The organism is Pseudomonas flexibilis (genome assembly GCF_000802425.1).
Lineage (GTDB): Bacteria > Pseudomonadota > Gammaproteobacteria > Pseudomonadales > Pseudomonadaceae > Serpens > Serpens flexibilis.
Window position 1 is genome coordinate 1 of record NZ_JRUD01000004.1, and the last position, 22,832, is coordinate 22,832.

Sequence of the window (22,832 nt, forward strand, 5' to 3'; positions counted from 1 at the left end):
AACCTAGCCAGGATCGCCTTTGCCCTGATGAAGAAGCGGGAGGATTACATCCCTCGAACTGCCTAAAAGCGCTTGCAGGGCAACATAGAATCTCCCACAGGGAGGGATTTCAACCTGTCACCACCGTGCAAATTAGGGCTGGGCGATCAGGTTGGTGAACAGCAGGTCCTCGACCAGCGGGTAGCCTTCTTCGTACTCGATGACGGCGCGGATGCGTTCCAGCGCCTTCTGGCGCAGCTGCTCCTTGGCTTCCAGGCTGTCCATGCCGCCCGTGGGCACGGCGGCGAACAGCATGATCAGCTCGTTACGGATCAGAGCCTGGTGGTGCTCCAGGCGCGCCTGCGCAAAGGTGCCGGTGACCCGCAGGGCCACGTCGGCCTTGTAGAAGCGCGGGCGCGGGCCATCCCCGTAGTTGCCGACCAGCGACGGGCGCAGCTCGACATACAGAACCTTGCTGGGATCGTACTCCTTGGCAGCCTGCACCGGAGCGGCAAACAGACCCAGCAGCATCAGCGCGGCGATAAGCGATTTCACAAGCAAACTCCTCTGGCGTTGACGGCTTGCCTAGCTATTAGCGTGCCAGCTCGTGGCGCGTGGCATTCCGCGAGGCTTCGCCGGGCTGGCCCGGCGGCGGCGGCTGCCCGCGTCAATTTTCGGACGGCGTCCAGGACTCCGCAGGGTGGGTCGCCTTATCGACCCACCCTGCGGGCCGCCAGGCGCGCCGCGCCGGCGCGATGGCGGACAAGAAAAGCGTTACGGCCCTCAGGCCGGACGCGGCGCATAGGCGAAGACATCAGCATGCATCTGCTGCGGCGCCATGCCGGCCTCCACCAGCGCATCCAGGGTGGCGTAGACCATCGCCGGCGAGCCGCTGGCATAGACGTGCAGTCCGGACAGGCTGGGGAAGTCCGCCCGCACGGCCTCGTGCAACAGCCCGCAGCGCCCTTCCCAGCCGCACAGGTCGCTGACCACCCGGTGCAAGATCAGGTTGGGCGTGCGCTGCCACTCGTCCCACTGCGGCAGCGCATAGAAGTCCTCGGGACTGCGCACCCCCCAGTAGAGGTGCAGCGGATGGGCAAAGCCGGAGGCACGGCAATGCTCGATCAGGCCGCACATCTGCGCCAGGCCGGTGCCAGCGGCGATCAGCAGCAGCGGACCCTCCGGCAGGCGCTCCAGGCAGGCATCGCCGAACGGCAGCTGGACCCGTGCTACCCCGCTGCGTTCGATGAACGTCAGCAGCGCACGCGGCTGCTCGTCGCGCGCCAGGATGTGCAGTTCCAGCTCGCGGCCCTGGTGCGGCGCGGACGCCAGCGAATAGGCCGACCAATCGCCATCCTCGCGCTGCAGCATCACATACTGCCCGGCGTGGTAGCGTGGCGGCTTGCCGGCCGGCGCGCGCAGGCGCAGGCGGTACACGTCGCCACCCAGCGGTTCGCAGGCGATCAGCTGGCAACTCATCTCGCGCACCGGCAGGGTGCCCGGCGCCAGCAGCAGCGGCCACAGCAGTTCGCAGTCCGCCAGCGGCACCGCCACACAGGGCAGGACCTCGCCGGCGGTCAGCTCGGCGTCGCGCTGGCGCACCCGGCCGCGCAGCAGCGTGGCGGCGCAGATGTGGCAATTGCCGTTGCGGCAGCTCTGAGGGCATTCCAGGCCCAGGCGCCGGGCGGCATCCAGGATGCACTCGCCAGGCTGAACCTCCAGCACCACGCCGGAGGGTTGGACAGTCACGTTCAAGGCAGTTTCTCGCAGGGAAATACGACCGGGGCCACGGACGTTGCCGGCCGCGACACCGATTCAGGTTGTGCTATGGCGGCTCTGCGTCCGCTCAGTCGATGCCCAGACTCGCCCAGAGTTCGTCGACGCGCCGCACGACAGCCTCATCGCGGGTGATGACGCGGCCCCATTCTCGACTGGTCTCGCCCGGCCACTTGTGGGTGGCATCCAGGCCCATCTTCGAGCCCAGGCCAGAAATCGGCGAGGCAAAGTCCAGGTAGTCGATGGGTGTGTTATCGATCATCACCGTGTCGCGCTTGGGGTCCATGCGCGTGGTGATGGCCCAGATCACATCGTTCCAGTCGCGGGCGTTGATGTCGTCGTCGGTGACGATGACGAACTTGGTGTACATGAACTGGCGCAGGAAACTCCACACGCCGAGCATCACCCGCTTGGCATGCCCCGGGTACTGCTTCTTCATGGTCACCACCGCCATGCGGTAGGAGCAGCCTTCCGGCGGCAGGTAGAAGTCGGTTATCTCCGGGAACTGCTTCTGCAGGATCGGCACGAACACTTCGTTGAGCGCCACGCCGAGGATCGCCGGCTCGTCCGGCGGACGACCGGTATAGGTGCTGTGGTAGATCGGATCCTTGCGGTGGGTGATGCGCTCGACGGTAAACACCGGGAAGCGATCCACCTCGTTGTAGTAGCCGGTGTGATCGCCATAGGGGCCTTCGTCGGCCATCTCTCCCGGGTAGATATGCCCTTCGAGGATGATCTCGGCGCCGGCCGGCACCTGCAGCTCGCTGCCCAGGCACTTGACCAGCTCGGTGCGCGAACCGCGCAGCAGGCCGGCGAAGGCGTATTCGGAGAGGGTATCCGGCACCGGTGTCACCGCGCCGAGAATGGTCGCCGGGTCGGCGCCCAGCGCCACGGCCACCGGGTACGGGCGATCCGGATACTTCTCGCACCACTCGCGGTAATCCAGCGCGCCGCCGCGATGGCTCAGCCAGCGCATGATCACCTTGTTGCGGCCGATCACCTGCTGGCGGTAGATACCGAGGTTCTGGCGTTCCTTGTTCGGCCCCTTGGTGATGGTCAGGCCCCAGGTGATCAGCGGCGCGGCATCGCCCGGCCAGCAGTGCTGGATGGGCAGGCGGGACAGGTCGACGTCGTCACCTTCCAGGATCACTTCCTGGCAGGCGGCGTCCTTGCGCACCTTGGGCGCCATGCTGATGACCTTCTTGAGCAGCGGCAGTTTGCCCAGCGCGTCCTTGAAACCCTTCGGCGGCTCGGGCTCCTTGAGGTAGGCGAGCAGCTTGCCGATCTCGCGCAGTTCCGACACCGCCTCGGCGCCCATGCCCAGCGCCACGCGACCGGGAGTGCCGAACAGGTTGCCAAGCACCGGCATGTCGAAGCCGGCGGGCTTTTCGAACAGCAGCGCCGGGCCACCCTTGCGCAGGGTGCGGTCGCAGATCTCGGTCATTTCCAGAACGGGCGACACCGGCGTCTGAATGCGTTTCAGCTCGCCGCGCTGTTCCAGGGCAGTGATGAAGTCGCGCAGATCGCGATACTGCATGCTTGGGCCTCGCTGGGGGCGGGTCGGGGGCCGCAGTGTACCGTTGGCCGCCGTGTTACAAAACCGCTGAAAAAGCAAAAGGCCGGGACAAGCCCGGCCTTTTGGCTACCTGGACCGAACGCTTACTTGCGCTTCATGGACATGAAGAATTCGTCGTTGGTCTTGGTGTCTTTCAGCTTGTCGAGCAGGAACTCGATGGCGGCGATCTCGTCCATCGGGTGCAGCAGCTTGCGCAGGATCCAGATGCGCTGCAGCTCGTCATCGGCGGTCAGCAGCTCCTCGCGGCGGGTGCCGGAGCGGTTGATGTTGATGGCCGGGAACACGCGCTTCTCGGCGATGCGGCGCTCCAGCTGCAGCTCCAGGTTGCCGGTGCCCTTGAACTCTTCGTAGATGACTTCATCCATCTTCGAGCCGGTTTCCACCAGGGCGGTGGCCAGGATGGTCAGGCTGCCGCCTTCCTCGATGTTACGGGCGGCGCCGAAGAAGCGCTTGGGCTTCTCCAGGGCATGGGCGTCGACACCACCGGTCAGCACCTTGCCGGAGCTGGGGATCACGGTGTTGTAGGCGCGCGCCAGGCGGGTGATGGAGTCGAGCAGGATGACCACATCCTTCTTGTGCTCGACCAGGCGCTTGGCCTTCTCGATGACCATTTCGGCAACCTGCACGTGGCGGGTCGGCGGTTCGTCGAAGGTGGAGGCGACCACTTCGCCGCGCACGGTGCGCTGCATCTCGGTCACTTCTTCCGGGCGCTCGTCGATCAGCAGGACGATCAGGTAGCACTCGGGATTGTTGCGGGTGATGTTGGCCGCGATGTTCTGCAGCATGATGGTCTTGCCCGCCTTGGGCGGGGCGACGATCAGACCGCGCTGACCCTTGCCGATCGGGGCGCAGAGGTCGATGACGCGGCCGGTGAGATCCTCGGTGGAACCGTTGCCGGCTTCCATCTTCAGGCGCTGGTTGGGGAATAGCGGGGTGAGGTTCTCGAACAGGATCTTGTTCTTGGCGTTTTCCGGGCGGTCGAAGTTGATCGAATCGACCTTGAGCAGCGCGAAGTAGCGCTCGCCTTCCTTGGGAGGACGGATCTTGCCGACGATGGTGTCGCCCGTGCGCAGGTTGAAGCGACGGATCTGGCTGGGCGAGACATAGATGTCGTCGGGGCCGGCCAGGTAGGACGAGTCGGCCGAGCGCAGGAAGCCGAAGCCGTCCTGGAGGATTTCCAGCACGCCGTCACCGGAGATTTCCTCGCCACTTTTGGCGTGTTTCTTCAGCAGCGCGAAGATCACGTCCTGCTTGCGCGAACGGGCCATGTTCTCGATGCCCATCTGTTCGGCCATGTCGAGCAGTTCGGCGATCGGCTTTTGCTTGAGTTCGGTCAGATTCATAGGAATGACGAAGTTGTATGCGGTAGGGATGGGACAAGCATCGAGCTTGTGAGCCGCGTCGGAGAAGGCGACCAGAAATCGCGTGCAGATACGAATGCTAAATGCGTCGACGACGGCTTGCGGGGAGCTGCGAAAGAAACAGCGGTGCCGAATCTACCATCGGCCAAGGACAGGCGTCCAGCCCGTAAAGCAAAAAGCCCCGCCGAACGGCAGGGCTTTTTCATCACGCGTCGCTTACAGGTTGGCGTCCAGGAAGGCAGCCAGCTGCGACTTGGACAGGGCGCCCACCTTGGTGGCCTCGACGTTGCCGTTCTTGAACAGCATCAGCGTCGGGATACCGCGCACGCCGTACTTCGGCGGGGTTTCCTGGTTGTCGTCGATGTTCAGCTTGCAGACCTTCAGCTTGCCCTGGTAGGTCTGGGCGATCTCGTCCAGAACCGGCGCGATCATCTTGCACGGACCGCACCACTCGGCCCAGTAGTCAACCAGCACAGGGCCGTCCGCCTGGAGCACGTCCTGCTCGAAGCTGGCATCGCTGACGTTGGTGATGAACTCACTCATGGAAGTCTCCGTGATCGGACAAGGCAAAAGTGGGCCGTATGATAGCCTTCCCCGGCCACATCTGGAAGGCGACGGCGATTGACTCTGACTATGGGTCATGGCGGCCTCGCCAATCTCTGCGCACGGGACGAACGCCCCACAGCCCCGCGACCGGATGCCGCAGGCACGCCAGGCGGCCACCGGCCCGCCGAATCGGCGTGCCGCAACGCGGAGCCCTCTCGCAACCCGTCGCCGTGGCCGGCGCGCTCAACGGGCCGCGGCGGCCATCGCCAACACTCGACGTTGGCTCTGCCATGATCACATGGCAGGATTGCCCGGCTTTTTTCCGAGACTACCGTTATGTCCAACGTCCAAGAGCAGTTCCCCCTGATCGCCGCCATCGATCTGGGGTCGAACAGCTTCCATATGGTGCTGGCCCGTGTCGACCAGGGCGAAATCCGCATCCTCGAGCGCCTGGGCGAAAAGGTCCAGCTGGCCGCCGGCCTCGATGAACGCCGCCACCTCACCGAGGAAGCCATGCAGCGCGGCCTCGACTGCCTGGCCCGTTTCGCCCAGCTGATCCATGGCCTGCCGCAGGGCGCGGTGCGCATCGTCGGCACCAATGCCCTGCGCGTGGCGCGCAACCGCAACCTGTTCATCCGGCGCGCCGAAGCGCTGCTCGGACACCCCGTGGAAGTGGTGGCCGGCATCGAAGAGGCGCGCCTGATCTACCTTGGCGTGTCGCACACCTTCCCCGACATGAACGGCAACCGCCTGGTCGCCGATATCGGTGGCGGCAGCACGGAATTCGTCATCGGCCAGCGCTTCGAGCCGCTGACCCGGGAAAGCCTGCAAATGGGCTGCGTCAGCTTTACCAAGCAGTTCTTCGCAGACGGCCGGATCAGCACGGCCCGTTACGCCGAGGCCTATACCGCCGCGCGCCTGGAGCTGATGAGCATCGAAACCGGCCTGCGTCGGCACGGCTGGCAGGAAGCGGTGGGCGCCTCCGGCACCATCCGCGCCATCGGCCAAGTCATCCAGGCCGCACAACGCGGCAACGGCGAGGTGAATGCCGAAGGCCTGGACTGGCTCAAGCGGCGCCTGCTCAAGCTGGACAGCGTCGAGCAGATCGATTTCGAGGGGCTCAAGCCGGACCGCCGCCCCATCTTCCCGGCCGGCCTGGCCATTCTCGAAGCCATCTTCGACGCCCTGGGCCTGCAGCACATGACCCACTCCGAAGGCGCCTTGCGTGAAGGCGTGCTCTACGACCTGATCGGCCGCCACAGCCACGAGGATGTGCGCGAGCGCACCCTGTCGGCGCTCATGGAGCGCTACCACGTGGACCAGGAGCAGGCCGAGCGGGTGAAGAGCAAGGCGCTATCAGCCCTGGAGCAGGTGGCGGGCGCCTGGAAGCTCGATCAGGACTGGCATCGCGAGCTGCTGGGCTGGGCGGCCCGGGTGCATGAGGTCGGCCTGGACATCGCTCATTACCACTACCACAAGCATGGTGCCTACCTGATCGAGCACTCGGACCTGGCCGGCTTCTCGCGCCAGGACCAGTTGCACCTGGCGCTGCTGGTGCGCGGTCACCGCCGCAACATTCCGCTGGACAAGTTCCAGGAAGCCGATGGCGACACCGATACCCTCGTGCGCCTGTGCATCCTGCTGCGCTTCGCCATCCTCTTCCACCACATCCGTGGCACCCAGGAAATGCCCCGGGTGCGCCTGGAGGCGGGCGAACGCCATCTGGACCTGCACTTCCCCGAGGGCTGGCTGGCCGCCAACCCGCTGACCCGCGCGGACTTCGCCCAGGAAGCCGACTGGCTCAAGCGCATCGAGTACCGCCTGAGCGTGCACTGAAGCCGAGCCGGGGCCTGCCCCGGCCGCTCAGCGATTGCGGTTGACGGCCAGCGCGGCGCGGATCACATCGGCGCCGATCTCGTCCTCGTAGAGCTTCCAGACCGGCAGCATCGCCTCGCGCCAGGCCGCGCGCTGCTCCGCGCTCAGGGTGATCAGCTTGGTTTTGCCGCTGGCGACGATCCGCGCGCGGTCACGCGCGTTCAGCGCCTCGGCCTCGGCATTCACCACCTGGGTGACTTCCTCGACGATGCCGTCCAGTTCGACGCGGATCGCATAGGGCAAGCCGTTCCAGAACTGGGTGTTGGTGATCAGCATGTAGTGCAGCACGCCGTGGTTACTCTCCACGATGTGCGACTGCACGGTGTGCACCTTCTGGCTGACGATGTTCGACCAGGGGTTTTCCGCGCCTTGCACCTGGCCACTTTCCAGAGCCTGGTACATGGCCCCGAAGGCCAGGCGCACCGGCTGCGCGCCCAGCGCCTCGAACTGGCTCTGCAGCACCGCCGAATTCTGGATTCGGAAGCTGACACCACGGGCATCGGCCGGCAGCAGCAGCGGACGGTCGGCCGACAGCTGCTTGAGTCCGTTGCTCCAGTAGGCCAGCCCGCTGATGCCATGCCCGACCATGGAACGCAGCAGTTCGCGACTCTTTTCGCGCCGACCGAAACGCTTCACCGCCTCGGCATCGTCGAAGAGGAACGGCAGGTCAAACAGTTGCAGCTTCTTGGTGTAGCGATCGAACTTGGAGAGCGAGGGGGCCAGCAGCTCGACCTTGCCATCGAGCAGCGCCTGCATCTCGTCCCCGTCGCCGTACAGCGTGGAGTTGGGGTAGACCTCGACCTTCACCTTGCCCGGCAGGCGCTGTTCGGCGAGCTGCTTGAACAGCAACGCGCCCTTGCCTTTCGGGGTGTCGTCGGCGACCACGTGAGCGAAACGGATGAGGATGGGCTCGCCATCCTGGGCGCTGGCCGGCAGGGCCAGAAACAGCCCCAGCAGCAGGCAATGGAGCGGTGGAACGATACGGTGCATGGATAAAGGCACTTGTTCAGCGCAGCCGACAAAGACCTTCCCCTGTCCGCAGCCACGATGAATGAGGGGATCGACCCGCTCCACAGCTACCCTGCCCGAAGCCTTGCCGATCGCGACCGTTGCCCGCGGGATCGCCGCGCGCAACGGGGCGAGAGTGTTCGGCAACCGCCGCGATCAAACCATCGACCGCATCACAAAATGCGGCAACGGTTTGACGTCATGGCTCCGGCGCCGATCAGAGCACGGGCAGCTGCGGGCTGGCCAGGCGCTCCAGCAGTTGGATCTGGCTGTTGCGCGGGTGGGCATTGCCGCTGGGTGTGTTGCGCACGTAGCGACCATCCGGCTGCAGGATCCAGCTGCCGGTGTTGTCCGCCAGGTAGGTTTCCAGCTCCTTCTTGACCCGCAGCTTGAGCTTCTTGCCTTCCACCGGGAAGCAGGTCTCCACGCGGCGGTCCAGGTTGCGCTCCATCCAGTCGGCACTGGCCAGGAACAGCTGCTCCTCGCCGCCGGCCAGAAAGTAGTACACCCGGCTGTGCTCCAGGAAGCGGCCGATGATCGAACGCACCTGGATGTTGTGCGAGACCCCGGGAATGCCCGGGCGCAGGCAGCACATGCCGCGCACGATCAGCTCGATCTTCACCCCGGCCTGGCTGGCCTTGTAGAGCGCCTTGATCATCTTCGGGTCGGTCAGCGAGTTGACCTTGATGATGATGTGCGCCGGCTTGCCCTCGCTGGCCGTCTGGGTCTCGCGGGCGATCAGGTCGAGCAGGGTCTTCTTCAGGGTGAAGGGCGCGTGCAGCAGTTTCTTCATGCGCTGGGTCTTGCCCATGCCGATCAGCTGGCTGAACAGCTTGGAGACGTCCTCGCCGAGCGCCGCGTCGGCGGTCAGCAGGCTGTAGTCGGTGTACAGGCGCGCGTTGCCGGCGTGGTAGTTGCCGGTGCCCAGGTGGGCGTAGCGCACCAGTTCGCCGTTCTCGCGGCGCATGATCAGCATCATCTTGGCGTGGGTCTTGAAACCCACCACGCCGTAGATCACCACCGCGCCGGCCTGCTGCAGGCGACCGGCCAGGTGCAGGTTGGACTCCTCGTCGAAGCGCGCGCGCAGCTCGATCACCGCGGTGACTTCCTTGCCGTTGCGCGCCGCTTCCACCAGCGCGTCGACGATCTCCGAGTTGGCACCGCTGCGGTACAGCGTCTGCTTGATGGCCAGCACATGGGGGTCCTTGGCCGCCTGGCGCAGCAGATCGACCACCGGCGTGAACGACTCGTAGGGGTGCAATAGCAGGATGTCCTGCTTGGCCACCACGTTGAAGATGTTCTCGGCGTTCTGCAGCGCCTTGGGAATGCTCGGCGTGAACGGCGTGTACTGCAGCTCCGGATGGCCGTCCAGGCCGGTGATGCTGAACAGCCGGGTCAGGTTGACCGGTCCGTTGACCTTGTACAGCTCGCCCTCGCCCAGGTTGAACTGGCGCAGCAGGTAGTTGGACAGATGTGCCGGGCAGTTGTCCGCCACTTCCAGGCGCACCGCGTCGCCGTAGCGGCGCGACAGCAGCTCACCGCGCAATGCACGGGCCAGGTCCTCGACGTCCTCGTCCAGCGCCAGATCGGCGTTGCGGGTCAGACGGAACTGGTAGCAGCCCTTGACGCTCATGCCGTGGAACAGGTCGTCGGCATGGGCGTGGATCATCGAGGACAGGAACACGAAGTTGTCGCCTGCGCCGCCAACCTCCTCGGGAATGCGGATCAGCCGCGGCAGCAGGCGCGGCGCGGGCAGGATGGCCAGGCCGGAGTCGCGGCCGAAGGCGTCCACGCCCTCCAGCTCGACGATGAAGTTGAGGCTCTTGTTGACCAGCAGCGGGAACGGATGGGTCGGGTCCAGGCCGATCGGCGTCATGATCGGCGCGATTTCCTCGCGGAAGTAGCGACGCACCCAGGCCTTGATCTTGGTGTTCCACTGCCGGCGGCGGATAAAGCGGATCTGCTGCTTGGCCAGCTCGGGCAGCAGCACGTCATGCAGGATCGAGTACTGGCGGGTGACCTGCTCGTGCACCACCTCGCCGATGCGCGCCAGCGCCTGGTGGGGCTGCAGGCCATCGGCACCGGCCTGCTCGCGGGCGAAGTTGACCTGCTTCTTCAGGCCGGCGACGCGGATCTCGAAGAACTCATCCAGGTTGCTGGAGAAGATCAGCAGGAACTTGAGACGCTCCAACAGCGGGTAGGACTCGTCCAGCGCCATGTCCAGCACGCGGATGTTGAACTGCAGCTGGGACAGCTCGCGGTGGATGTACAGGCTGGTGTCGTCCAGGTTGGTCACCGTCGCCACAGGCGGCTCGGGTGCTACCGGCAGCGCGTCGACCTGCGGCGCCTCGACCCCGTCAACACGCTCCGGGGTTGTACTGTCGATAGAAACGTCGGTGTTCATCTCGGTTCCCTGCTGATCGGCTGGGGGGCTTATTGCCCCTGTTGTTTCAACAATTGCGCGGCACGCACCGCGAAGTAGGTGAGGATGCCATCGGCCCCGGCACGCTTGAATCCGACCAAGGATTCGAGAATGACCGCCTCGCTCAGCCAGCCGTTCTGGATGGCTGCCATGTGCATGGCGTACTCGCCGCTGACCTGGTAGGCGAAGGTCGGCACCTTGAAGGTCTCCTTCACGCGCCAGACGATGTCCAGGTAAGGCTGGCCGGGCTTCACCATCACCATGTCGGCACCCTCTGCAAGGTCGGCGGCCACTTCGTGCAGCGCCTCGTCACCGTTGGCCGGGTCCATCTGGTAGGTGTTCTTGCTGCCCTTGCCCAGGTTGGCGGCCGAACCCACCGCGTCGCGGAACGGGCCGTAGTAGGCGCTGGCGTACTTGGCTGAGTAGGCGAGGATGCGCACGTTGACGTGGCCGGCCACTTCCAGCGCTTCGCGGATGGCCTGGATGCGGCCGTCCATCATGTCCGACGGTGCCACCACCTGCGCACCGGCCTCGGCATGGGACAGCGCCTGGCGCACCAGGGCATCGACGGTCACGTCGTTCTGAACGTAGCCTTCTTCATCCAGGATGCCGTCCTGGCCGTGGGTGGTGAACGGGTCCAGCGCCACGTCGGTGATCACCCCCAGTTCCGGGAAGCGCGCGCGCAGGGCGCGGGTGGCGCGCTGCGCGATGCCGTCCGGGTTCCAGGCTTCGGCGGCGTCCAGGGACTTCTTCTCGGTCGGGGTGACCGGGAACAGCGCCAGCGCCGGAATGCCCAGCTCAACCCAGGTTTCGGCCTCCTTGAGCAGCAGGTCGATGGACAGGCGCTCCACGCCGGGCATGGAGGGCACTGCCTCACGACGGTTCTCGCCGTCGAGAACGAACACCGGCAGGATCAGATCGTCCACGCTCAGCCGATTCTCGCGCACCAGGCGACGGGAAAACTCGTCCTTGCGGTTGCGGCGCAGGCGGGTGGCGGGGAACAGGCGATCGGCGGGGGTGTAGCTCACGGCGGGTACTCCAGGCGCCCCATGGGCGCGTGTGTGAAGAGTTAGCGGCATCATCATGACCGTTTGATGACAGCCCGCACGGCGCCCACAGGCGGGCGCGACGAGCGGCCATTGTCGGCCAGCCGAGGCTCTGCGTCGAGCCATGCGCCGGCGACGTCCGGCATGCAACAGCGGCAACCGCCGGCACTCCAAGCAGGAACTCGCCCACCCGGCAATCACGCAGTAGGATGACGGCATCCGCCGCCTCTACGACACAGCGGTTGCACATCCAGGAACCGATACAGGAGAACAGCATGCACAAGAAAGTCGCCGTCATTCTTTCCGGCTGTGGTGTCTACGACGGAGCGGAAATCTACGAGAGCGTGCTCACGCTGTTGCGCCTGGACCAGCGTGGCGCCCAGGTCCAGTGCTTCGCGCCGAATGTCGAGCAGATGCACGTGATCGACCATTACCGGGGCGAAGAAATGAATGGCACACGCAACGTACTGGTCGAGGCGGCGCGTATCGCGCGCGGCAACATCAAGGACCTGCGCGAAGCGCGGGTCGAGGACTTCGATGCGCTGATCCTGCCGGGCGGCTTCGGTGTGGCCAAGAACCTCAGCGATTTCGCGGTCAGCGGCGCCAACTGCAGCGTGCAACCCGACGTGCTGGCCTGCACCCAGGCCTTCGCGCAGGCGGGCAAGCCGATCGGCCTGATCTGCATCGCCCCCGCGCTGGCGGCGAAGATCTTCGGTGCCGGTGTGCAGTGCACCATCGGCAACGACGCCGACACCGCCGCAGCCATGGAAAAGATGGGCGCGCACCATCAGGAGTGCCCGGTGGAGGACATCGTGATCGATCGGCGCCACAAGTTGGTCACCACCCCGGCCTACATGCTGGCCAAGTCCATCAGCGAGGCCGCCACCGGCATCAACAAGCTGGTCGACGAGGTGCTGATCCTTGCCGAGGGCTGACCACAGGTCATAGCGGACAAACTGCCGGCTCGCTGCGCCAGCCCACTGGCCAGCGGTGCCGCTTTCCGGCGAGCCTGCGCACTCCGCCTTCCGGAGCGCCGTCGATGCATCCATCCTCCAACGACGAGCTGTACGCGGCCATCGGCCAGTTCTTCACCCGCATTCCCTTCAACCAGCAGTTGGGCATCGAGATCGACAGCCTGTCCCGCCAGCAGGTGCTGATGCGCATGCCGATGCGCGCCGAGCTGGTCGGCAACTTCGTGCAGGGCATCCTGCATGGCGGCGCGATCGCCACGCTGCTCGACGTGGCCGGCGGGGCCATGGCGCTGATTGGCGCCTGCGAACGGCTGAACGAGCTACCGGTGGCCGAACGCATGGCCCGGCTGGCGCGACTGGGCACCATCGACCTGCGCATCGACTACCTGCGCCCCGGACGCGGCATGTCCTTCATCGCCAGCGCGGTGCCACTGCGCGAGGGCAACAAGGTGGCAGTGGTGCGCAGCGAACTGCATAACCAGGACGGTGTGCTGATCGCGGTGGGCACCGGGACTTATCTGTGCGGGTAAGCCACCGCATCACAGGGGCAGCGCGCCTCGCGGCGCGCACGGTGGCTCGCTAAAGCGCGAGCCACCCTACGAAGACCCCTCAAAGGCATAAGAAAATAATCTTTTATTCCTTCTTATCCGAAACAGAGCTCCCTACACTGGCGCCAGAAATCGTCAGGAGGCGCGCCATGTCCCTTTCCACTCCCCACTACCTGATCGTTCCCGGCTGGCAGGGGTCGCCGGCCGAGCATTGGCAGAGCCACTGGCAGCGCGTGCTGCCCAACAGCGCCCGGGTGGAACAGGATGACTGGATGCAGCCGCGTCAGGCTGCCTGGGTGCGCCGCCTGGAAGAGGCCATCGCGCGGGCGCCCGGCCCGGTGATCCTGATCGGCCACAGCCTGGGCTGTGTGACCATCGCCCACTGGGCAACCCAGGCATCACCTGCTCTGCTGGAGCGAGTCCGTGGCGCGCTGCTGGTGGCGCCGGCGGATGTGGAGCGCGCCGAATGCCCGCAGCCGCTGCGCAACTTTGCGCCGCTGCCGCGCCAGCCGCTGCCCTTCCCCAGCCTGCTGGTCGCCTCCGACAACGACCCGGCGGCCAGCGCCTCGAGTGCCCTGCAACTGGCCGCCGACTGGTACGCCGAGGCCACGCTGCTCAGCGGCGTCGGCCATATCAATGTGAAGTCGGGACACCGTCGCTGGGAACAGGGCTTCGCATGGCTGTACCGCCTGCAGCAACGGATCGACGAGCATGCCCGACGCTACGCCTGAGCCGACTCAGCCTCGGGACAGGCGCGTCACCAGGCGATCCAGCGCGTTGGCGAAGGCCTGGCGATCACGCTCGGCATAGGCCGCCTGACCACCGCCCATCTGCCCCTGGTCGCGCAGATCGCTGAACAGGTTGCGCAGCGCCAGGCGCTCGCCCATGTTGCGCTCGTCGAACTCGCGGCCGCGCGGGTCGAGGGCGACGACGCCCTTCTTCACCAGCCGGTCGGCCAGCGGAATGTCGCTGCAGATCACCAGATCGCCCGGCTCGGCGTGTTCGACCAGGTAATCGTCGGCGGCATCCGGCCCGCTGGGCACCACGATCAGGCGTACGCAGGCAAAGGCCGGTTTGGTCTGCGCCTGGCCGGCCACCAGGCTGACCTGCAGGCTGCGCTTGAGGGCGAACTTGACCACCAGGTCCCGCGCCGGACGGGGGCAGGCGTCGGCGTCGATCCAGATGCGCATGTCAGGCCGGCGCCCGGCGCACGGTGGCCAGCAAGGCGGCGGCCGCCATGAACAGCGCGCCAAAGGTGCGGTTGAGCAGCCGCTGCTGGCGAGGCGAACGCAGCAGGCGCAGTACCCGGGCCGCCAGCCCGGTGTAGCCGGCCATCACCACCAGGTCCACGGCGATCATGGTGGCGGCGATGATCAGGTACTGGGATAGCAGCGGTTGACGCGGATCGAGGAACTGGGGAATCACCGCGAGGATGAAGACGATCGCCTTGGGGTTGCTGGCGTTGACCAGAAAGCCGCGCAGCACCAGGGTCAGCGGTCGGCCCAGCGGACGCGCCGTGTCGCTGGCGGCCAGCTCGCCCACCGGCGCGACCCACTGCTTCCAGCCCAGGTACAGCAGGTAGGCGACACCGAACCACTTGATCAGCCCGAAGGCCAGCTCCGAGGCCGCCAGCACCGCGCCGAGTCCTGCGGCAACGATGGCGATCTGCAGGGCCAGCGCCAGCTGCAGGCCGAGCACGTTCCAGTAGCCCCGCCAGAACCCGTAGCGCAGGCCGCAGGACATCGAGGCGATAGCGCCAGCACCGGGCGACAGACTGATCACCCAGCAGGCGGCGAAGAAGGCGAACCAGGTTTCCCAGGCCATGGCAGTGTCCCCGGCGGGTCAGGCGGACTCAGTCCGGCTGGCCCTTGTTGAGTTTCAGCGGATCACGCAGCTTGCGGCTCATGGCGCGGCGCATGCGGATGTTGAGCGCCTCGACGCCCAGCGAGAAGGCCATGGCGAAGTACACATAGCCCTTGGGTACGTGCACGTCAAAGGCCTCGGCCACCAACAGGGTGCCGACCACGATCAGGAACGACAGGGCAAGGATCTTCAGGGTCGGGTGCTTGTCGATGAACTCGCTGATGGTGCCGGCGGCCAGCATCATTACTATTACGGCGATGACGATGGCGGCGACCATCACTGGCACGTTCTCCACCAAGCCCACAGCGGTGATCACCGAGTCCAGGGAGAAGATGATGTCGATCACCGCGATCTGCAGAATGATGCTCATGAAGCCGGCCCTGGCGGCGCCGGCACCCTCATGGGATTCCTCTTCGCCCTCGACGCTGTGCCAGATCTCCAGGGTGCTCTTGAACAGCAGGAACAGGCCGCCGAAGAACAGGATCAGGTCTCGACCGGAAATGCCCTCACCCCAGACAGTGAACAGGTCGTTGGTCAGGCGCATCACCCAGGCAATCGACAGCAGCAGCAGGATGCGCGTACCCATGGCCAGCGCCAGGCCGAAGAAACGTGCCTTGGCCTGCTGGTGCCTGGGCAGGCGCGACACCAGGATGGATATGAAGATGATGTTGTCGATGCCCAGGACGATTTCCAGGGCGGTAAGAGTCAGGAAAGCTACCCAGATTTCCGGGTTGGTCAGCCATTCCATAGGGGATCAGATCTCGCGCTTGAGGGTAGAAAGTTCCGTGCCCCGCCAGCGGCGCACGACCTTCTGGAAGAACAGCGAATTGGGAATCTGCAGCAGGCAGCCCTGACTGCCCTCGCTGACATCCTCGAGGGTGGTGTAGAGCAGATTGATGTCCACCACTCGGCCCTTGACCCCGGGCTTGTCGGCGCTTTCCACCACTTCCAGCTGATCACCGATGCGAAACGGGCTGGCGGTGAAGATCAGCAGGGCGCAGAACAGGTTGGAGAGCACGCTCCAGGCGGCGAAGAAGGCCACCGCCGCCACGGCGGCGAAACCGGTCAGCGCGGTCCACAGCACGGTGGCCGACACGCCCAGGCGCTCCAGCACCATCAGCAGGGCGCTGCCCATGATCAGCCAACTGAGCAGGCCGCGCAGCGGCATCAGCAATTCCATCGGCAGGCGGTAGCGCTCGCCGACGCGCACGATGAAGCGCCGCAGCAGGCGCTGCAGCGCCCAGGCGACGAACAGGATCAGGACAATCTGCAAGCCGGGCACCAGGATGCCGAACCACTCCTGAGCCCACAACGGCAACCATTCCTTCATTGACTACTCTCCAGTTCCGCCTGCAGGGCCTCGAGGGTCTCCAGGCAGGCCAGCCAGGCTTCTTCCAGTTGCGCCTCGCGTGCCTTGAGGGTGCTTTGCTCGGCCAGTAGCTGCTTGAGCTCGTCCTTGCGGACTGCTTCATACAGCTGCGGGTCGGCCAGTCGGGCTTCGATCGCCGCCAGTTTTTCCTGCACCTCGCCGAGCTGCCTTTCCAGCTTGTCCGCCTCGCGCTTGTGTGGCGCCAGCTGCTGGCGCAGGGCGGCGGCGGCCTGGCGCTGGGCGCGCTTGTCGGTACGCTCGCCGACCGGCTCGGCGCTGGCCGGCTGCTGGCGGGCGCGGAAATCCACCAGCCAGCGGGCGTAGTCGTCGAGATCGCCGTCGAACTCCTGGACACGGCCCTCGGCCACCAGCAGGAACTGGTCGGTGGTGCTCTTGAGCAGATGGCGGTCGTGGGAGACCACCAGCACGGCGCCTTCGAATTCCTGCAGGGCCATGGTCAGCGCCAGGCGCATTTCCAGGTCCAGGTGGTTGGTGGGTTCGTCGAGCAGCAGCAGGTTGGGGCGCTGCCAGGCAATCAGCGCCAGCGCCAGGCGGGCCTTTTCGCCTCCAGAGAAGTTGACCACCGGCTCGTCGCAACGGTCACCGCGGAAGTCGAAGCCGCCGAGGAAATCGCGCAGCGTCTGCTCGCGTTCGTCGCGGGCGATGCGCTGCAGGTGCAGCAGCGGGCTGGCCTTGGAGTCCAGGGCATCCAGCTGGTGCTGGGCGAAGTAGCCCACCGCCAGGTTCTCGCCACGCTGCAGGCGGCCGCCCAGCGGCTGCAGTTCGCCGGCCAGGGTCTTGATCAGCGTCGACTTGCCGGCGCCGTTGGGACCGAGCAGGCCGATGCGCGCGCCCGGCACCAGCTGCAGCTTGACCTTGTCGAGCACCGCGCGCTCGCCGTAGCCAAGGCGTCCCTCGGCCAGGTCCAGCAGCGGGCTGGATACCTTCAATGCCTCGCGGAAGCTGAAATCGAACGGCGAATCCACATGCGCCGGGGCCAGTTCCTCCAGACGCTCCAGCGCCTTGAGACGACTCTGCGCCTGGCGGGCCTTGGATGCCTTGGCCTTGAAGCGGCGGATGAAGTCTTCCATGTGCGCGCGCTGCGCCTGCTGCTTGTCGTAGGCCTGCTGCTGCTGGGCCAGACGCTCGGCACGGGCGCGCTCGAAGGCGGAATAGCCGCCCCGGTACTGGGTGAGCTTCTGCTGTTCGACGTGGATGATCTGTTCCACCACCGCATCCAGAAAATCGCGGTCGTGGGAAATCAGCAGCAGGGTGCCCGGGTAGCTCTTCAGCCAGCCTTCCAGCCAGAGGATCGCATCGAGGTCCAGGTGGTTGGTGGGCTCGTCGAGCAGCAGCAGGTCGGACGGGCACATCAGCGCCTGCGCCAGGTTGAGGCGCATGCGCCAGCCACCGGAGAAGTCGCCGACCCGGCGCTCCATCTGCGCCGGCTCGAAGCCCAGGCCGGCCAGCAGCTTGCGCGCCCGGGCGTCGGCGCTGTAGCCGTCGGCGGTGTCCAGCTCGGTGTGCAGGCGTGCCTGGGCCGTTCCGTCGTGGGCCGCCTCGGCGGCGGCCAGTTCACGCTGGATGCGGCGCAGCTCGACGTCGCCGTCGAGCACGTAATCCACCGCCAGGCGTTCGAGGTCGTCGATCTCCTGGCGCATATGGGCGATGCGCCAGCTGGCCGGGATATGACATTCGCCGCCATCGGCGCCCAGTTCGCCACGCAGCAGGGCGAACAGGCTGGACTTGCCGGCGCCATTGGCCCCGACCAGGCCGGCTTTCTGACCGGGATGCAGGGTGAGGTCGGCCTCGCTCAGCAGACGCTGCGGGCCACGCTGTAGGGTAAGCTTTTCGAGTCGAATCATAAGGCGGCGCAGTTTATCAGTTTCCTGCGTCGGCGAACGGGGGGCCGATGAGCAAAGCGCTGTGGGATTTTGCCGTGCAGCTGTATGCCCAGCCGGGCGTCGAGACGGCTTGCCTGCGTCTGCAGGACGAGCACGATGAGGATGTCTGCCTGTTGCTGTGCGCCGTCTGGCTGGGCTGGCGCGGCGTGATCTGCACACCGGGGCGCTGTCAGCAGTTGCGCGAGGTCGCCGCCGACTGGCAGCACGAAGTGGTCGCCCCGCTGCGCACCCTGCGCCGGCGCTGGAAGGTCGCGGCCAGCCAGGATGCCGGGCTGGCCGCGCTGCGCCAACGACTGGCCGAACTCGAACAGGATGCCGAACGCGAACTGTTGCGCCGCCTGGAAGCCTGCTGCGCAGACTGGCCCACCCAGGCGTCGGGCGAGCCCCTGACATGGCTCACCCGCCTGGCCAGCCCGACCACCTGCGCGGCCGAGCTGACTCGTCTGGCGGTGGCCGCCGGGCGCTGACGCTTACTGAGGTGCCGCTGCCGCCTTGGGCTTGGCCGCGCGCGCCGGCGCTTTCTTCACGGGTGCCTTTTCTGCGGGCTTGACTGCCCGCGGCGCCTTGGCCTTGGGAGCCTCCTGACGCGCGGCGAGGGCCTGGGCAGCGTCCTCACCGGCCTTGCCGACCTGCTGGGCCATGCGCAGGCTGTCCTGGATGTCAGCCTTGAGCTGAACCAGGTAGTTGCGGGTGTCGCGATCGCTGGCCTTCAGCGCGTCCAGCAGCAGCTCGAGCTTCTCGATGCGCGCACGCGCCTTGGCCTGCGCTCCGGCCTTGCCCGCAGCAGCGGCCTTCTCCAGCGCCTGGCGGGCCGCTTCGAGCTTTTCCTGAGCCTTGGCGCGTTGCCGGTCAAGCTTCAGCAACAGCTTCTCGGCATCGGCCTGGGCCAGGATGCAGGCCTCCTCCAGGTGCGCGAGCAGACTCTGCGACAGTTCCTGCAGCAGGTGCAGGGGGGTTTGCACGGTGTTCTTCTTGGCGGCCATGACGCTCTCCTGGCGATGAATGCGCCCATACTAGCCGCCCGTCGGAGCCGGGCATAGGCGCTCACGCCGGCATTGCAGAACGGGTTGACCGGCAGCAATGAAACCCGGTCACTGATGGCCAGCGACTGCCTGCGCCTTCTGGCGATGCGCGTTGTGCAGCACCTCGATCAGGCAGTCCTCCAGCTCGAAGCGTTCGCAGAACAACCGACCGAGCTGCTGCAACTCGCCGGCCAGCGCCGGATCACTGGCGCAGCGCCCGGCCGGACAGCGGTCGTTGAATGCCACGACTTGCGCGGTGATTGCTTCGATGCGGGGCTGGATCTGGCTGGCCACTTCCAGGCCACGCTGGTCGTTGAATTCGCGCGCCTCGATGAGCAGCTGCTCGTAGACACCGAAGTGCCAGGCCGACACGTAATCGAGCATGATCTGGCACAGCCCCCTGAGCGCCTCGGCGCCCTGCGCTCCGGGCTCGACACCCTTGCCGAGACCAGCGAGCTCGGTGACCAGATCCTGCCGTTCGCGCAACCAGCGATCGATCAGCTCATGAACCCCACCCCAGCGTTCCTGGGCATTTCGGCATCGTTCCAGCATGTCGACCTCGTATAACTCATGGCGGCATCAGGACGCGCACCGGCTTCGGTGCCCGTGTGCGGGCCACTGTAGGCTTGAGGACGATCGCCTTTCAAGGCGCGGGCGGGGAAATATTCATACGCGCGTTTTCCCGCCAGGCCGCGTGCGCCGTGGCTTGGCGGGTGCTTGACGCGAAAGGGAACGCGGGAAAGCCGATCAACGGCGACGCAGCAGCAGATACAGGGAGAACAGGATCATGCCAATGAAGGCCAGCAGACTCCATTCGGGAATGCTGATGCCGAACAGGGTCCAGGTGACCTTGGCGCAATCGGCGCTGCCGTGCAACATCAGGCTGATGACTTCCTGAAACGGCAGGGCTTCGAGCATGTAGTCGAGGCTGGGCAGGCAGGCCGGCAACTCATCGGCCGGCACCTGCTGCAGCCAGATCTGCCGCCCGGCCACCCCGGCACCCGCGCCTGCCATCAGCAGCGCCAGCGCGGCATACACTCGCTGGCCGGTGCGCGCCGGCCCGTGTATGGCGGCAACCAGGCAGACCAGACCGAAACCGATGACTGCCAGACGCTGCAGGATACACAGCGGGCACGGCTCCAGGCCGACGCCATGTTCCAGATAAAGCGCCCCCAGCATGATCAGGACAGTGCCGAGGAAGGCGACGAGGAACAGCGTGCGGGAACTGACGTGGAGCATGGTGACACCGGTGGGCTGTGAGGGTCGCTACGGTAGAGGAACCCACCGGGGCTTTTCAAGCATGACGTGCGTCGGTGTCCAGCATTCCCAGCCCCTCCTGAAACAGCTGGTTGCTGCGCTCGCCCTCGCCCAGGCGCGCCAGCAATCGGGCCAGCTCGGCACAAGTCCTCGGATCGCGCTGCAGCGCCAGGCTGGCGTCGTAATAGTCCCGCGCCTTGCCCCACAGCTGATGGCGAATGCTGATTCGCGCCAGGGCGCGCAGCAGCACGGGATCGTCAGGGTGCTCCTTCAGCCACTGTTCGGCTTCCTGCAACTGCTGGCCGCTGTCCGCCCCGCGCAGACGGCCGTAGAGTTCCACCAGGGCCGGCTGGTACTGCCTGCGCAACGCCTTGCGCACCAGGGCCTCGGCCTCGGCCTCGGCGCCGGCACGGCCAAGCTGCTCGGCATACAGGCCCAGCAGGTGCGAATCGTGCTGCAGGCTGCTGCTGAGCAGCGGCCAGGTGTCACGCAGGGCCTGCGCCTCGCCACCGCGACCGACCTCACGCAGGCGCGCCGCCCAGGCCTCGCGCTCCAGTTCGCGCAACTCGGCTTCCTCGATCACCTTGTGTTTGCGCAGCTCCGGGAGCAGGCCGAGCAACGCGGCCGGCTTGGCCTGGCGGCGCTGCACAGCAAGCAATCGGCGCAGGGTTTCCGGCTGGTGCGGATGGCGCTCGAGCATGGCGGTCAGGGTTTCCTCGGCCCCTTCCAGGTTGCCGCGCTGCTCCTGCAGCTCGGCATGCGTCAGGGCGATGACCAGTTCCGCATGGGGCTGGCGGTTCAGGGCCTGCTCCAGCAGGGCGTCGCTTTCCTCGTAGTCACCCAGATGCTGCGCGGCCCGCGCGGCGGCCAGGTAATAGGGCAAGGGATGCGGGTCCTGTTCGGCAGCCAGGCGCAGGTGCTGCAGCGCCGGCCGCCAGCGGCCTTCGGCAAGCTCCAGCAGGCCGCGCTCACTGGCCTTGTGGCCGCGCCGCTGGCGGTGGCGCCGCGACCAGGGGTTGAGCAGCGCGCCCGAAACACCCAGCAGACGCAGCGCTCGGCGCGCCAGCCAGACCAGCAGCCACAACGCCAGCAGCAGGGCCAGGAACATCCACAGGCTGGATTCGTAGCGCATCCCTCGGTAGGCGATCAGCACGTAGCCGCTGCCCTGGGCGATGGCCAGGCCCAGCAGGCTGGCGCCGGCCACCAGCACGGCGAGCAGCAGCACGGCGCGGATCATGGCGCTTCCTCCGTCGCGGGCTGTTCCTCGCCGCGCGCCTGCTGGCGCTGACGCAGGTAGGCCTGCAGGCTCTGCAGGGCCGGTCGCAGGTCGGGCGTGTCGACGCTCACCGGCTGCTCGGCCAACTCGGCGAGGCGCTGACGCAGGCTGCGTGCGGCGGGGTTGGCGGTATCGAAATAACCGGTGAGCACGTCGCTGGCTTGCTGCAGCGCGGCGCCGTAGACCTGCGGCTGACCGTTCAGCGCGGCCCATTGCGCCTGCTCCAGGGCCAGGCTCAGGGCCAGGCGCACCTGCGCGAGGCTTTGCCCGGCCAACAGCGGCCGCAGTTCCTGCTCGGCGTTCAGCTCGATGCGCAGGTAGGGGGACAGTTTGCGCCAGATGTACTCCCAGACCCGCTCCTCGGACGCCTGCTGCGGCGCTTCCCGGGCGGGCTGACTGAACTGCGGCGGCTGGTGCAGCAGACGCTCGCCCTGCTCGCGCAGGGCGGCCAGTTGCAGGAACAGTCCGCTGCGGTCCGGCTGCGGCAGGGCACGCAAGGCCTCCAGGGCCTTGATCATCTCGCCGCGCGCGGCGAAGCCCAGCGGATCGTCCTGCGTACGCAGGATGTCATCGGCGACCTGCACCAGGGCAATGGCGCTGGGCACATCCTGCAGGGCGGACAGGCGCAGGATGGCCAGGCGCAGCAGGTGCTCGGCCTCGGCCAGCCGCCAGTCCTCACGGCTGGCGCCGAGCAGGCGGGTGAGGCTCTGCGCCAGGTGCTGCTGATCGCCCTGCAGGGTCTGCAGCAGTTGGCGCTGTTCGGCCAGTTGCTCTTGGCTGGGCAACTGCTCAAGACGCTGGCGCACATCACTCTCGGTCGCCGCCAGCTGTTGTTCGCTTTCGGTACGGGCCGTCTGCCATTCCTGTTGCAGCTGGCGCTGCTCGGCCAGTTGCGCCTGCGCCTGGCGCTGCAGTTGCTGCCCCTGCCAGAAGCTCCAACCGCCCATTCCGGCAGCCGCCAGGGCGATCAGCAGGGCGGCGATCGCCAGCAGCAGGGCAGTACGGCCGGCAGCCATGCGGGGCTCGTTCTGCT

The 22,832-nt window shown here is 66.5% G+C and carries 23 protein-coding genes; 5 read left to right on the plus strand and 18 right to left on the minus strand.

Annotated elements, in window-relative coordinates; all coding sequences use genetic code 11:
- Nucleotides 1–132: 132 nt before the first annotated feature.
- The 5 genes from SF06_RS04000 to trxA form a co-directional block, all read right to left on the minus strand.
- On the minus strand, nucleotides 133–510 hold the full coding sequence (locus SF06_RS04000) for a flagellar basal body-associated FliL family protein (RefSeq protein WP_234702719.1): 378 nt from the start codon (nucleotides 508–510) through the stop codon (nucleotides 133–135).
- 252 nt (nucleotides 511–762) lie between these two features.
- On the minus strand, nucleotides 763–1,734 hold the full coding sequence (locus tag SF06_RS04005) for a CDP-6-deoxy-delta-3,4-glucoseen reductase (RefSeq protein WP_039560096.1): 972 nt from the start codon (nucleotides 1,732–1,734) through the stop codon (nucleotides 763–765).
- Between the two features lie 91 nt (nucleotides 1,735–1,825).
- Entirely contained in the window at nucleotides 1,826–3,292 is a 1,467-nt protein-coding gene (gene ubiD / locus SF06_RS04010; RefSeq protein ID WP_027590981.1) for a 4-hydroxy-3-polyprenylbenzoate decarboxylase, read from the minus strand.
- A gap of 122 nt (nucleotides 3,293–3,414) precedes the next feature.
- Nucleotides 3,415–4,674 (minus strand): transcription termination factor Rho, encoded by a 1,260-nt coding sequence (gene rho, locus SF06_RS04015; RefSeq protein ID WP_027590980.1) that lies wholly within the window; start codon nucleotides 4,672–4,674, stop codon nucleotides 3,415–3,417.
- 234 nt (nucleotides 4,675–4,908) lie between these two features.
- Nucleotides 4,909–5,235, minus strand: coding sequence for a thioredoxin TrxA (trxA, locus tag SF06_RS04020; RefSeq protein WP_027590979.1), 327 nt, complete (start codon nucleotides 5,233–5,235; stop codon nucleotides 4,909–4,911).
- Nucleotides 5,236–5,574: 339 nt separating this feature from the next.
- Between trxA and ppx the strand changes: the two genes are divergently transcribed.
- Nucleotides 5,575–7,074, plus strand: coding sequence for an exopolyphosphatase (ppx, locus tag SF06_RS04025; RefSeq protein ID WP_039560097.1), 1,500 nt, complete (start codon nucleotides 5,575–5,577; stop codon nucleotides 7,072–7,074).
- Between the two features lie 27 nt (nucleotides 7,075–7,101).
- Here the strand turns inward: ppx and SF06_RS04030 are convergent, their stop codons facing one another.
- The 3 genes from SF06_RS04030 to hemB all read right to left on the minus strand — a co-directional run bounded on the left by SF06_RS04030 (nucleotide 7,102) and on the right by hemB (nucleotide 11,571).
- On the minus strand, nucleotides 7,102–8,103 hold the full coding sequence (locus SF06_RS04030) for a TRAP transporter substrate-binding protein (RefSeq protein ID WP_051587470.1): 1,002 nt from the start codon (nucleotides 8,101–8,103) through the stop codon (nucleotides 7,102–7,104).
- 235 nt (nucleotides 8,104–8,338) lie between these two features.
- Entirely contained in the window at nucleotides 8,339–10,525 is a 2,187-nt protein-coding gene (gene ppk1 / locus SF06_RS04035; RefSeq protein ID WP_052199706.1) for a polyphosphate kinase 1, read from the minus strand.
- A 29-nt stretch (nucleotides 10,526–10,554) separates the two neighbouring features.
- A complete protein-coding gene (gene hemB, locus SF06_RS04040; RefSeq protein ID WP_039560099.1) occupies nucleotides 10,555–11,571 on the minus strand; it encodes a porphobilinogen synthase in 1,017 nt (338 codons plus the stop codon).
- 293 nt (nucleotides 11,572–11,864) lie between these two features.
- On the opposite strand from hemB, the gene elbB reads away from it, so the two are divergent.
- The 3 genes from elbB to SF06_RS04055 all read left to right on the plus strand — a co-directional run bounded on the left by elbB (nucleotide 11,865) and on the right by SF06_RS04055 (nucleotide 13,839).
- The gene (elbB, locus tag SF06_RS04045) at nucleotides 11,865–12,524 is read left to right on the plus strand and encodes an isoprenoid biosynthesis glyoxalase ElbB (protein ID WP_039560100.1); all 660 of its coding nucleotides are present in this window, start codon (nucleotides 11,865–11,867) and stop codon (nucleotides 12,522–12,524) included.
- A gap of 104 nt (nucleotides 12,525–12,628) precedes the next feature.
- A complete protein-coding gene (locus tag SF06_RS04050; RefSeq protein WP_027590973.1) occupies nucleotides 12,629–13,090 on the plus strand; it encodes a thioesterase family protein in 462 nt (153 codons plus the stop codon).
- A 167-nt stretch (nucleotides 13,091–13,257) separates the two neighbouring features.
- The gene (locus tag SF06_RS04055) at nucleotides 13,258–13,839 is read left to right on the plus strand and encodes an RBBP9/YdeN family alpha/beta hydrolase (protein WP_027590972.1); all 582 of its coding nucleotides are present in this window, start codon (nucleotides 13,258–13,260) and stop codon (nucleotides 13,837–13,839) included.
- 6 nt (nucleotides 13,840–13,845) lie between these two features.
- Here the strand turns inward: SF06_RS04055 and SF06_RS04060 are convergent, their stop codons facing one another.
- The 5 genes from SF06_RS04060 to SF06_RS04080 are packed head-to-tail and all read right to left on the minus strand — an operon-like array spanning nucleotide 13,846 to nucleotide 18,205.
- Nucleotides 13,846–14,298, minus strand: coding sequence for a YaiI/YqxD family protein (locus SF06_RS04060; protein WP_027590971.1), 453 nt, complete (start codon nucleotides 14,296–14,298; stop codon nucleotides 13,846–13,848).
- A 1-nt stretch (nucleotide 14,299) separates the two neighbouring features.
- Nucleotides 14,300–14,932: a LysE family transporter gene (locus SF06_RS04065; RefSeq protein ID WP_039560101.1), complete on the minus strand. Its 633-nt coding sequence runs from the start codon at nucleotides 14,930–14,932 to the stop codon at nucleotides 14,300–14,302.
- Nucleotides 14,933–14,960: 28 nt separating this feature from the next.
- Nucleotides 14,961–15,719: a TerC family protein gene (locus tag SF06_RS04070; RefSeq protein WP_027590969.1), complete on the minus strand. Its 759-nt coding sequence runs from the start codon at nucleotides 15,717–15,719 to the stop codon at nucleotides 14,961–14,963.
- Between the two features lie 6 nt (nucleotides 15,720–15,725).
- Nucleotides 15,726–16,301, minus strand: a complete 576-nt coding sequence (locus SF06_RS04075; protein ID WP_027590968.1) for a mechanosensitive ion channel family protein — start codon at nucleotides 16,299–16,301, stop codon at nucleotides 15,726–15,728.
- Nucleotides 16,298–18,205: an ATP-binding cassette domain-containing protein gene (locus SF06_RS04080; RefSeq protein WP_039560103.1), complete on the minus strand. Its 1,908-nt coding sequence runs from the start codon at nucleotides 18,203–18,205 to the stop codon at nucleotides 16,298–16,300. The genes SF06_RS04075 and SF06_RS04080 overlap by 4 nt, the downstream gene beginning before the upstream one ends.
- Before the next feature lie 47 nt (nucleotides 18,206–18,252).
- Between SF06_RS04080 and SF06_RS04085 the strand changes: the two genes are divergently transcribed.
- Entirely contained in the window at nucleotides 18,253–18,711 is a 459-nt protein-coding gene (locus SF06_RS04085) for a TIGR02444 family protein (RefSeq protein WP_039560105.1), read from the plus strand.
- Between the two features lie 3 nt (nucleotides 18,712–18,714).
- Here SF06_RS04085 and SF06_RS04090 read toward each other — a convergent pair whose 3' ends face one another.
- The 5 genes from SF06_RS04090 to SF06_RS04110 all read right to left on the minus strand — a co-directional run bounded on the left by SF06_RS04090 (nucleotide 18,715) and on the right by SF06_RS04110 (nucleotide 22,815).
- Entirely contained in the window at nucleotides 18,715–19,227 is a 513-nt protein-coding gene (locus SF06_RS04090) for an AlgP family protein (protein WP_039607233.1), read from the minus strand.
- Nucleotides 19,228–19,335: 108 nt separating this feature from the next.
- Nucleotides 19,336–19,818 (minus strand): Rsd/AlgQ family anti-sigma factor, encoded by a 483-nt coding sequence (locus SF06_RS04095; protein ID WP_027589266.1) that lies wholly within the window; start codon nucleotides 19,816–19,818, stop codon nucleotides 19,336–19,338.
- 195 nt (nucleotides 19,819–20,013) lie between these two features.
- Nucleotides 20,014–20,505, minus strand: a complete 492-nt coding sequence (locus tag SF06_RS04100) for a disulfide bond formation protein B (RefSeq protein WP_027589265.1) — start codon at nucleotides 20,503–20,505, stop codon at nucleotides 20,014–20,016.
- 55 nt (nucleotides 20,506–20,560) lie between these two features.
- A complete protein-coding gene (locus SF06_RS04105) occupies nucleotides 20,561–21,760 on the minus strand; it encodes a heme biosynthesis protein HemY (RefSeq protein WP_039560107.1) in 1,200 nt (399 codons plus the stop codon).
- Nucleotides 21,757–22,815 (minus strand): uroporphyrinogen-III C-methyltransferase, encoded by a 1,059-nt coding sequence (locus SF06_RS04110; RefSeq protein WP_081993397.1) that lies wholly within the window; start codon nucleotides 22,813–22,815, stop codon nucleotides 21,757–21,759. Before SF06_RS04110 ends, SF06_RS04105 begins: the two co-directional genes overlap by 4 nt.
- Nucleotides 22,816–22,832 lie beyond the last annotated feature (17 nt).

Bases quoted from the DNA above. Each gene is read 5' to 3' on its own strand.
- ppk1 (WP_052199706.1), bottom strand. From the start codon at position 10,525: ATGAACACCGACGTTTCTATCGACAGTACAACCCCGGAGCGTGTTGAC.
- SF06_RS04030 (WP_051587470.1), bottom strand. From the start codon at position 8,103: ATGCACCGTATCGTTCCACCGCTCCATTGCCTGCTGCTGGGGCTGTTT.
- elbB (WP_039560100.1), top strand. From the start codon at position 11,865: ATGCACAAGAAAGTCGCCGTCATTCTTTCCGGCTGTGGTGTCTACGAC.
- SF06_RS04100 (WP_027589265.1), bottom strand. From the start codon at position 20,505: ATGCTCCACGTCAGTTCCCGCACGCTGTTCCTCGTCGCCTTCCTCGGC.
- SF06_RS04090 (WP_039607233.1), bottom strand. From the start codon at position 19,227: ATGGCCGCCAAGAAGAACACCGTGCAAACCCCCCTGCACCTGCTGCAG.
- SF06_RS04055 (WP_027590972.1), top strand. From the start codon at position 13,258: ATGTCCCTTTCCACTCCCCACTACCTGATCGTTCCCGGCTGGCAGGGG.
- SF06_RS04110 (WP_081993397.1), bottom strand. From the start codon at position 22,815: ATGGCTGCCGGCCGTACTGCCCTGCTGCTGGCGATCGCCGCCCTGCTG.
- SF06_RS04085 (WP_039560105.1), top strand. From the start codon at position 18,253: ATGAGCAAAGCGCTGTGGGATTTTGCCGTGCAGCTGTATGCCCAGCCG.
- ppx (WP_039560097.1), top strand. From the start codon at position 5,575: ATGTCCAACGTCCAAGAGCAGTTCCCCCTGATCGCCGCCATCGATCTG.
- SF06_RS04060 (WP_027590971.1), bottom strand. From the start codon at position 14,298: ATGCGCATCTGGATCGACGCCGACGCCTGCCCCCGTCCGGCGCGGGAC.
- SF06_RS04000 (WP_234702719.1), bottom strand. From the start codon at position 510: ATGCTGCTGGGTCTGTTTGCCGCTCCGGTGCAGGCTGCCAAGGAGTAC.
- SF06_RS04095 (WP_027589266.1), bottom strand. From the start codon at position 19,818: ATGCTGGAACGATGCCGAAATGCCCAGGAACGCTGGGGTGGGGTTCAT.
- SF06_RS04080 (WP_039560103.1), bottom strand. From the start codon at position 18,205: ATGATTCGACTCGAAAAGCTTACCCTACAGCGTGGCCCGCAGCGTCTG.
- trxA (WP_027590979.1), bottom strand. From the start codon at position 5,235: ATGAGTGAGTTCATCACCAACGTCAGCGATGCCAGCTTCGAGCAGGAC.
- SF06_RS04065 (WP_039560101.1), bottom strand. From the start codon at position 14,932: ATGGCCTGGGAAACCTGGTTCGCCTTCTTCGCCGCCTGCTGGGTGATC.
- SF06_RS04050 (WP_027590973.1), top strand. From the start codon at position 12,629: ATGCATCCATCCTCCAACGACGAGCTGTACGCGGCCATCGGCCAGTTC.
- SF06_RS04105 (WP_039560107.1), bottom strand. From the start codon at position 21,760: ATGATCCGCGCCGTGCTGCTGCTCGCCGTGCTGGTGGCCGGCGCCAGC.
- SF06_RS04075 (WP_027590968.1), bottom strand. From the start codon at position 16,301: ATGAAGGAATGGTTGCCGTTGTGGGCTCAGGAGTGGTTCGGCATCCTG.
- rho (WP_027590980.1), bottom strand. From the start codon at position 4,674: ATGAATCTGACCGAACTCAAGCAAAAGCCGATCGCCGAACTGCTCGAC.
- ubiD (WP_027590981.1), bottom strand. From the start codon at position 3,292: ATGCAGTATCGCGATCTGCGCGACTTCATCACTGCCCTGGAACAGCGC.
- SF06_RS04070 (WP_027590969.1), bottom strand. From the start codon at position 15,719: ATGGAATGGCTGACCAACCCGGAAATCTGGGTAGCTTTCCTGACTCTT.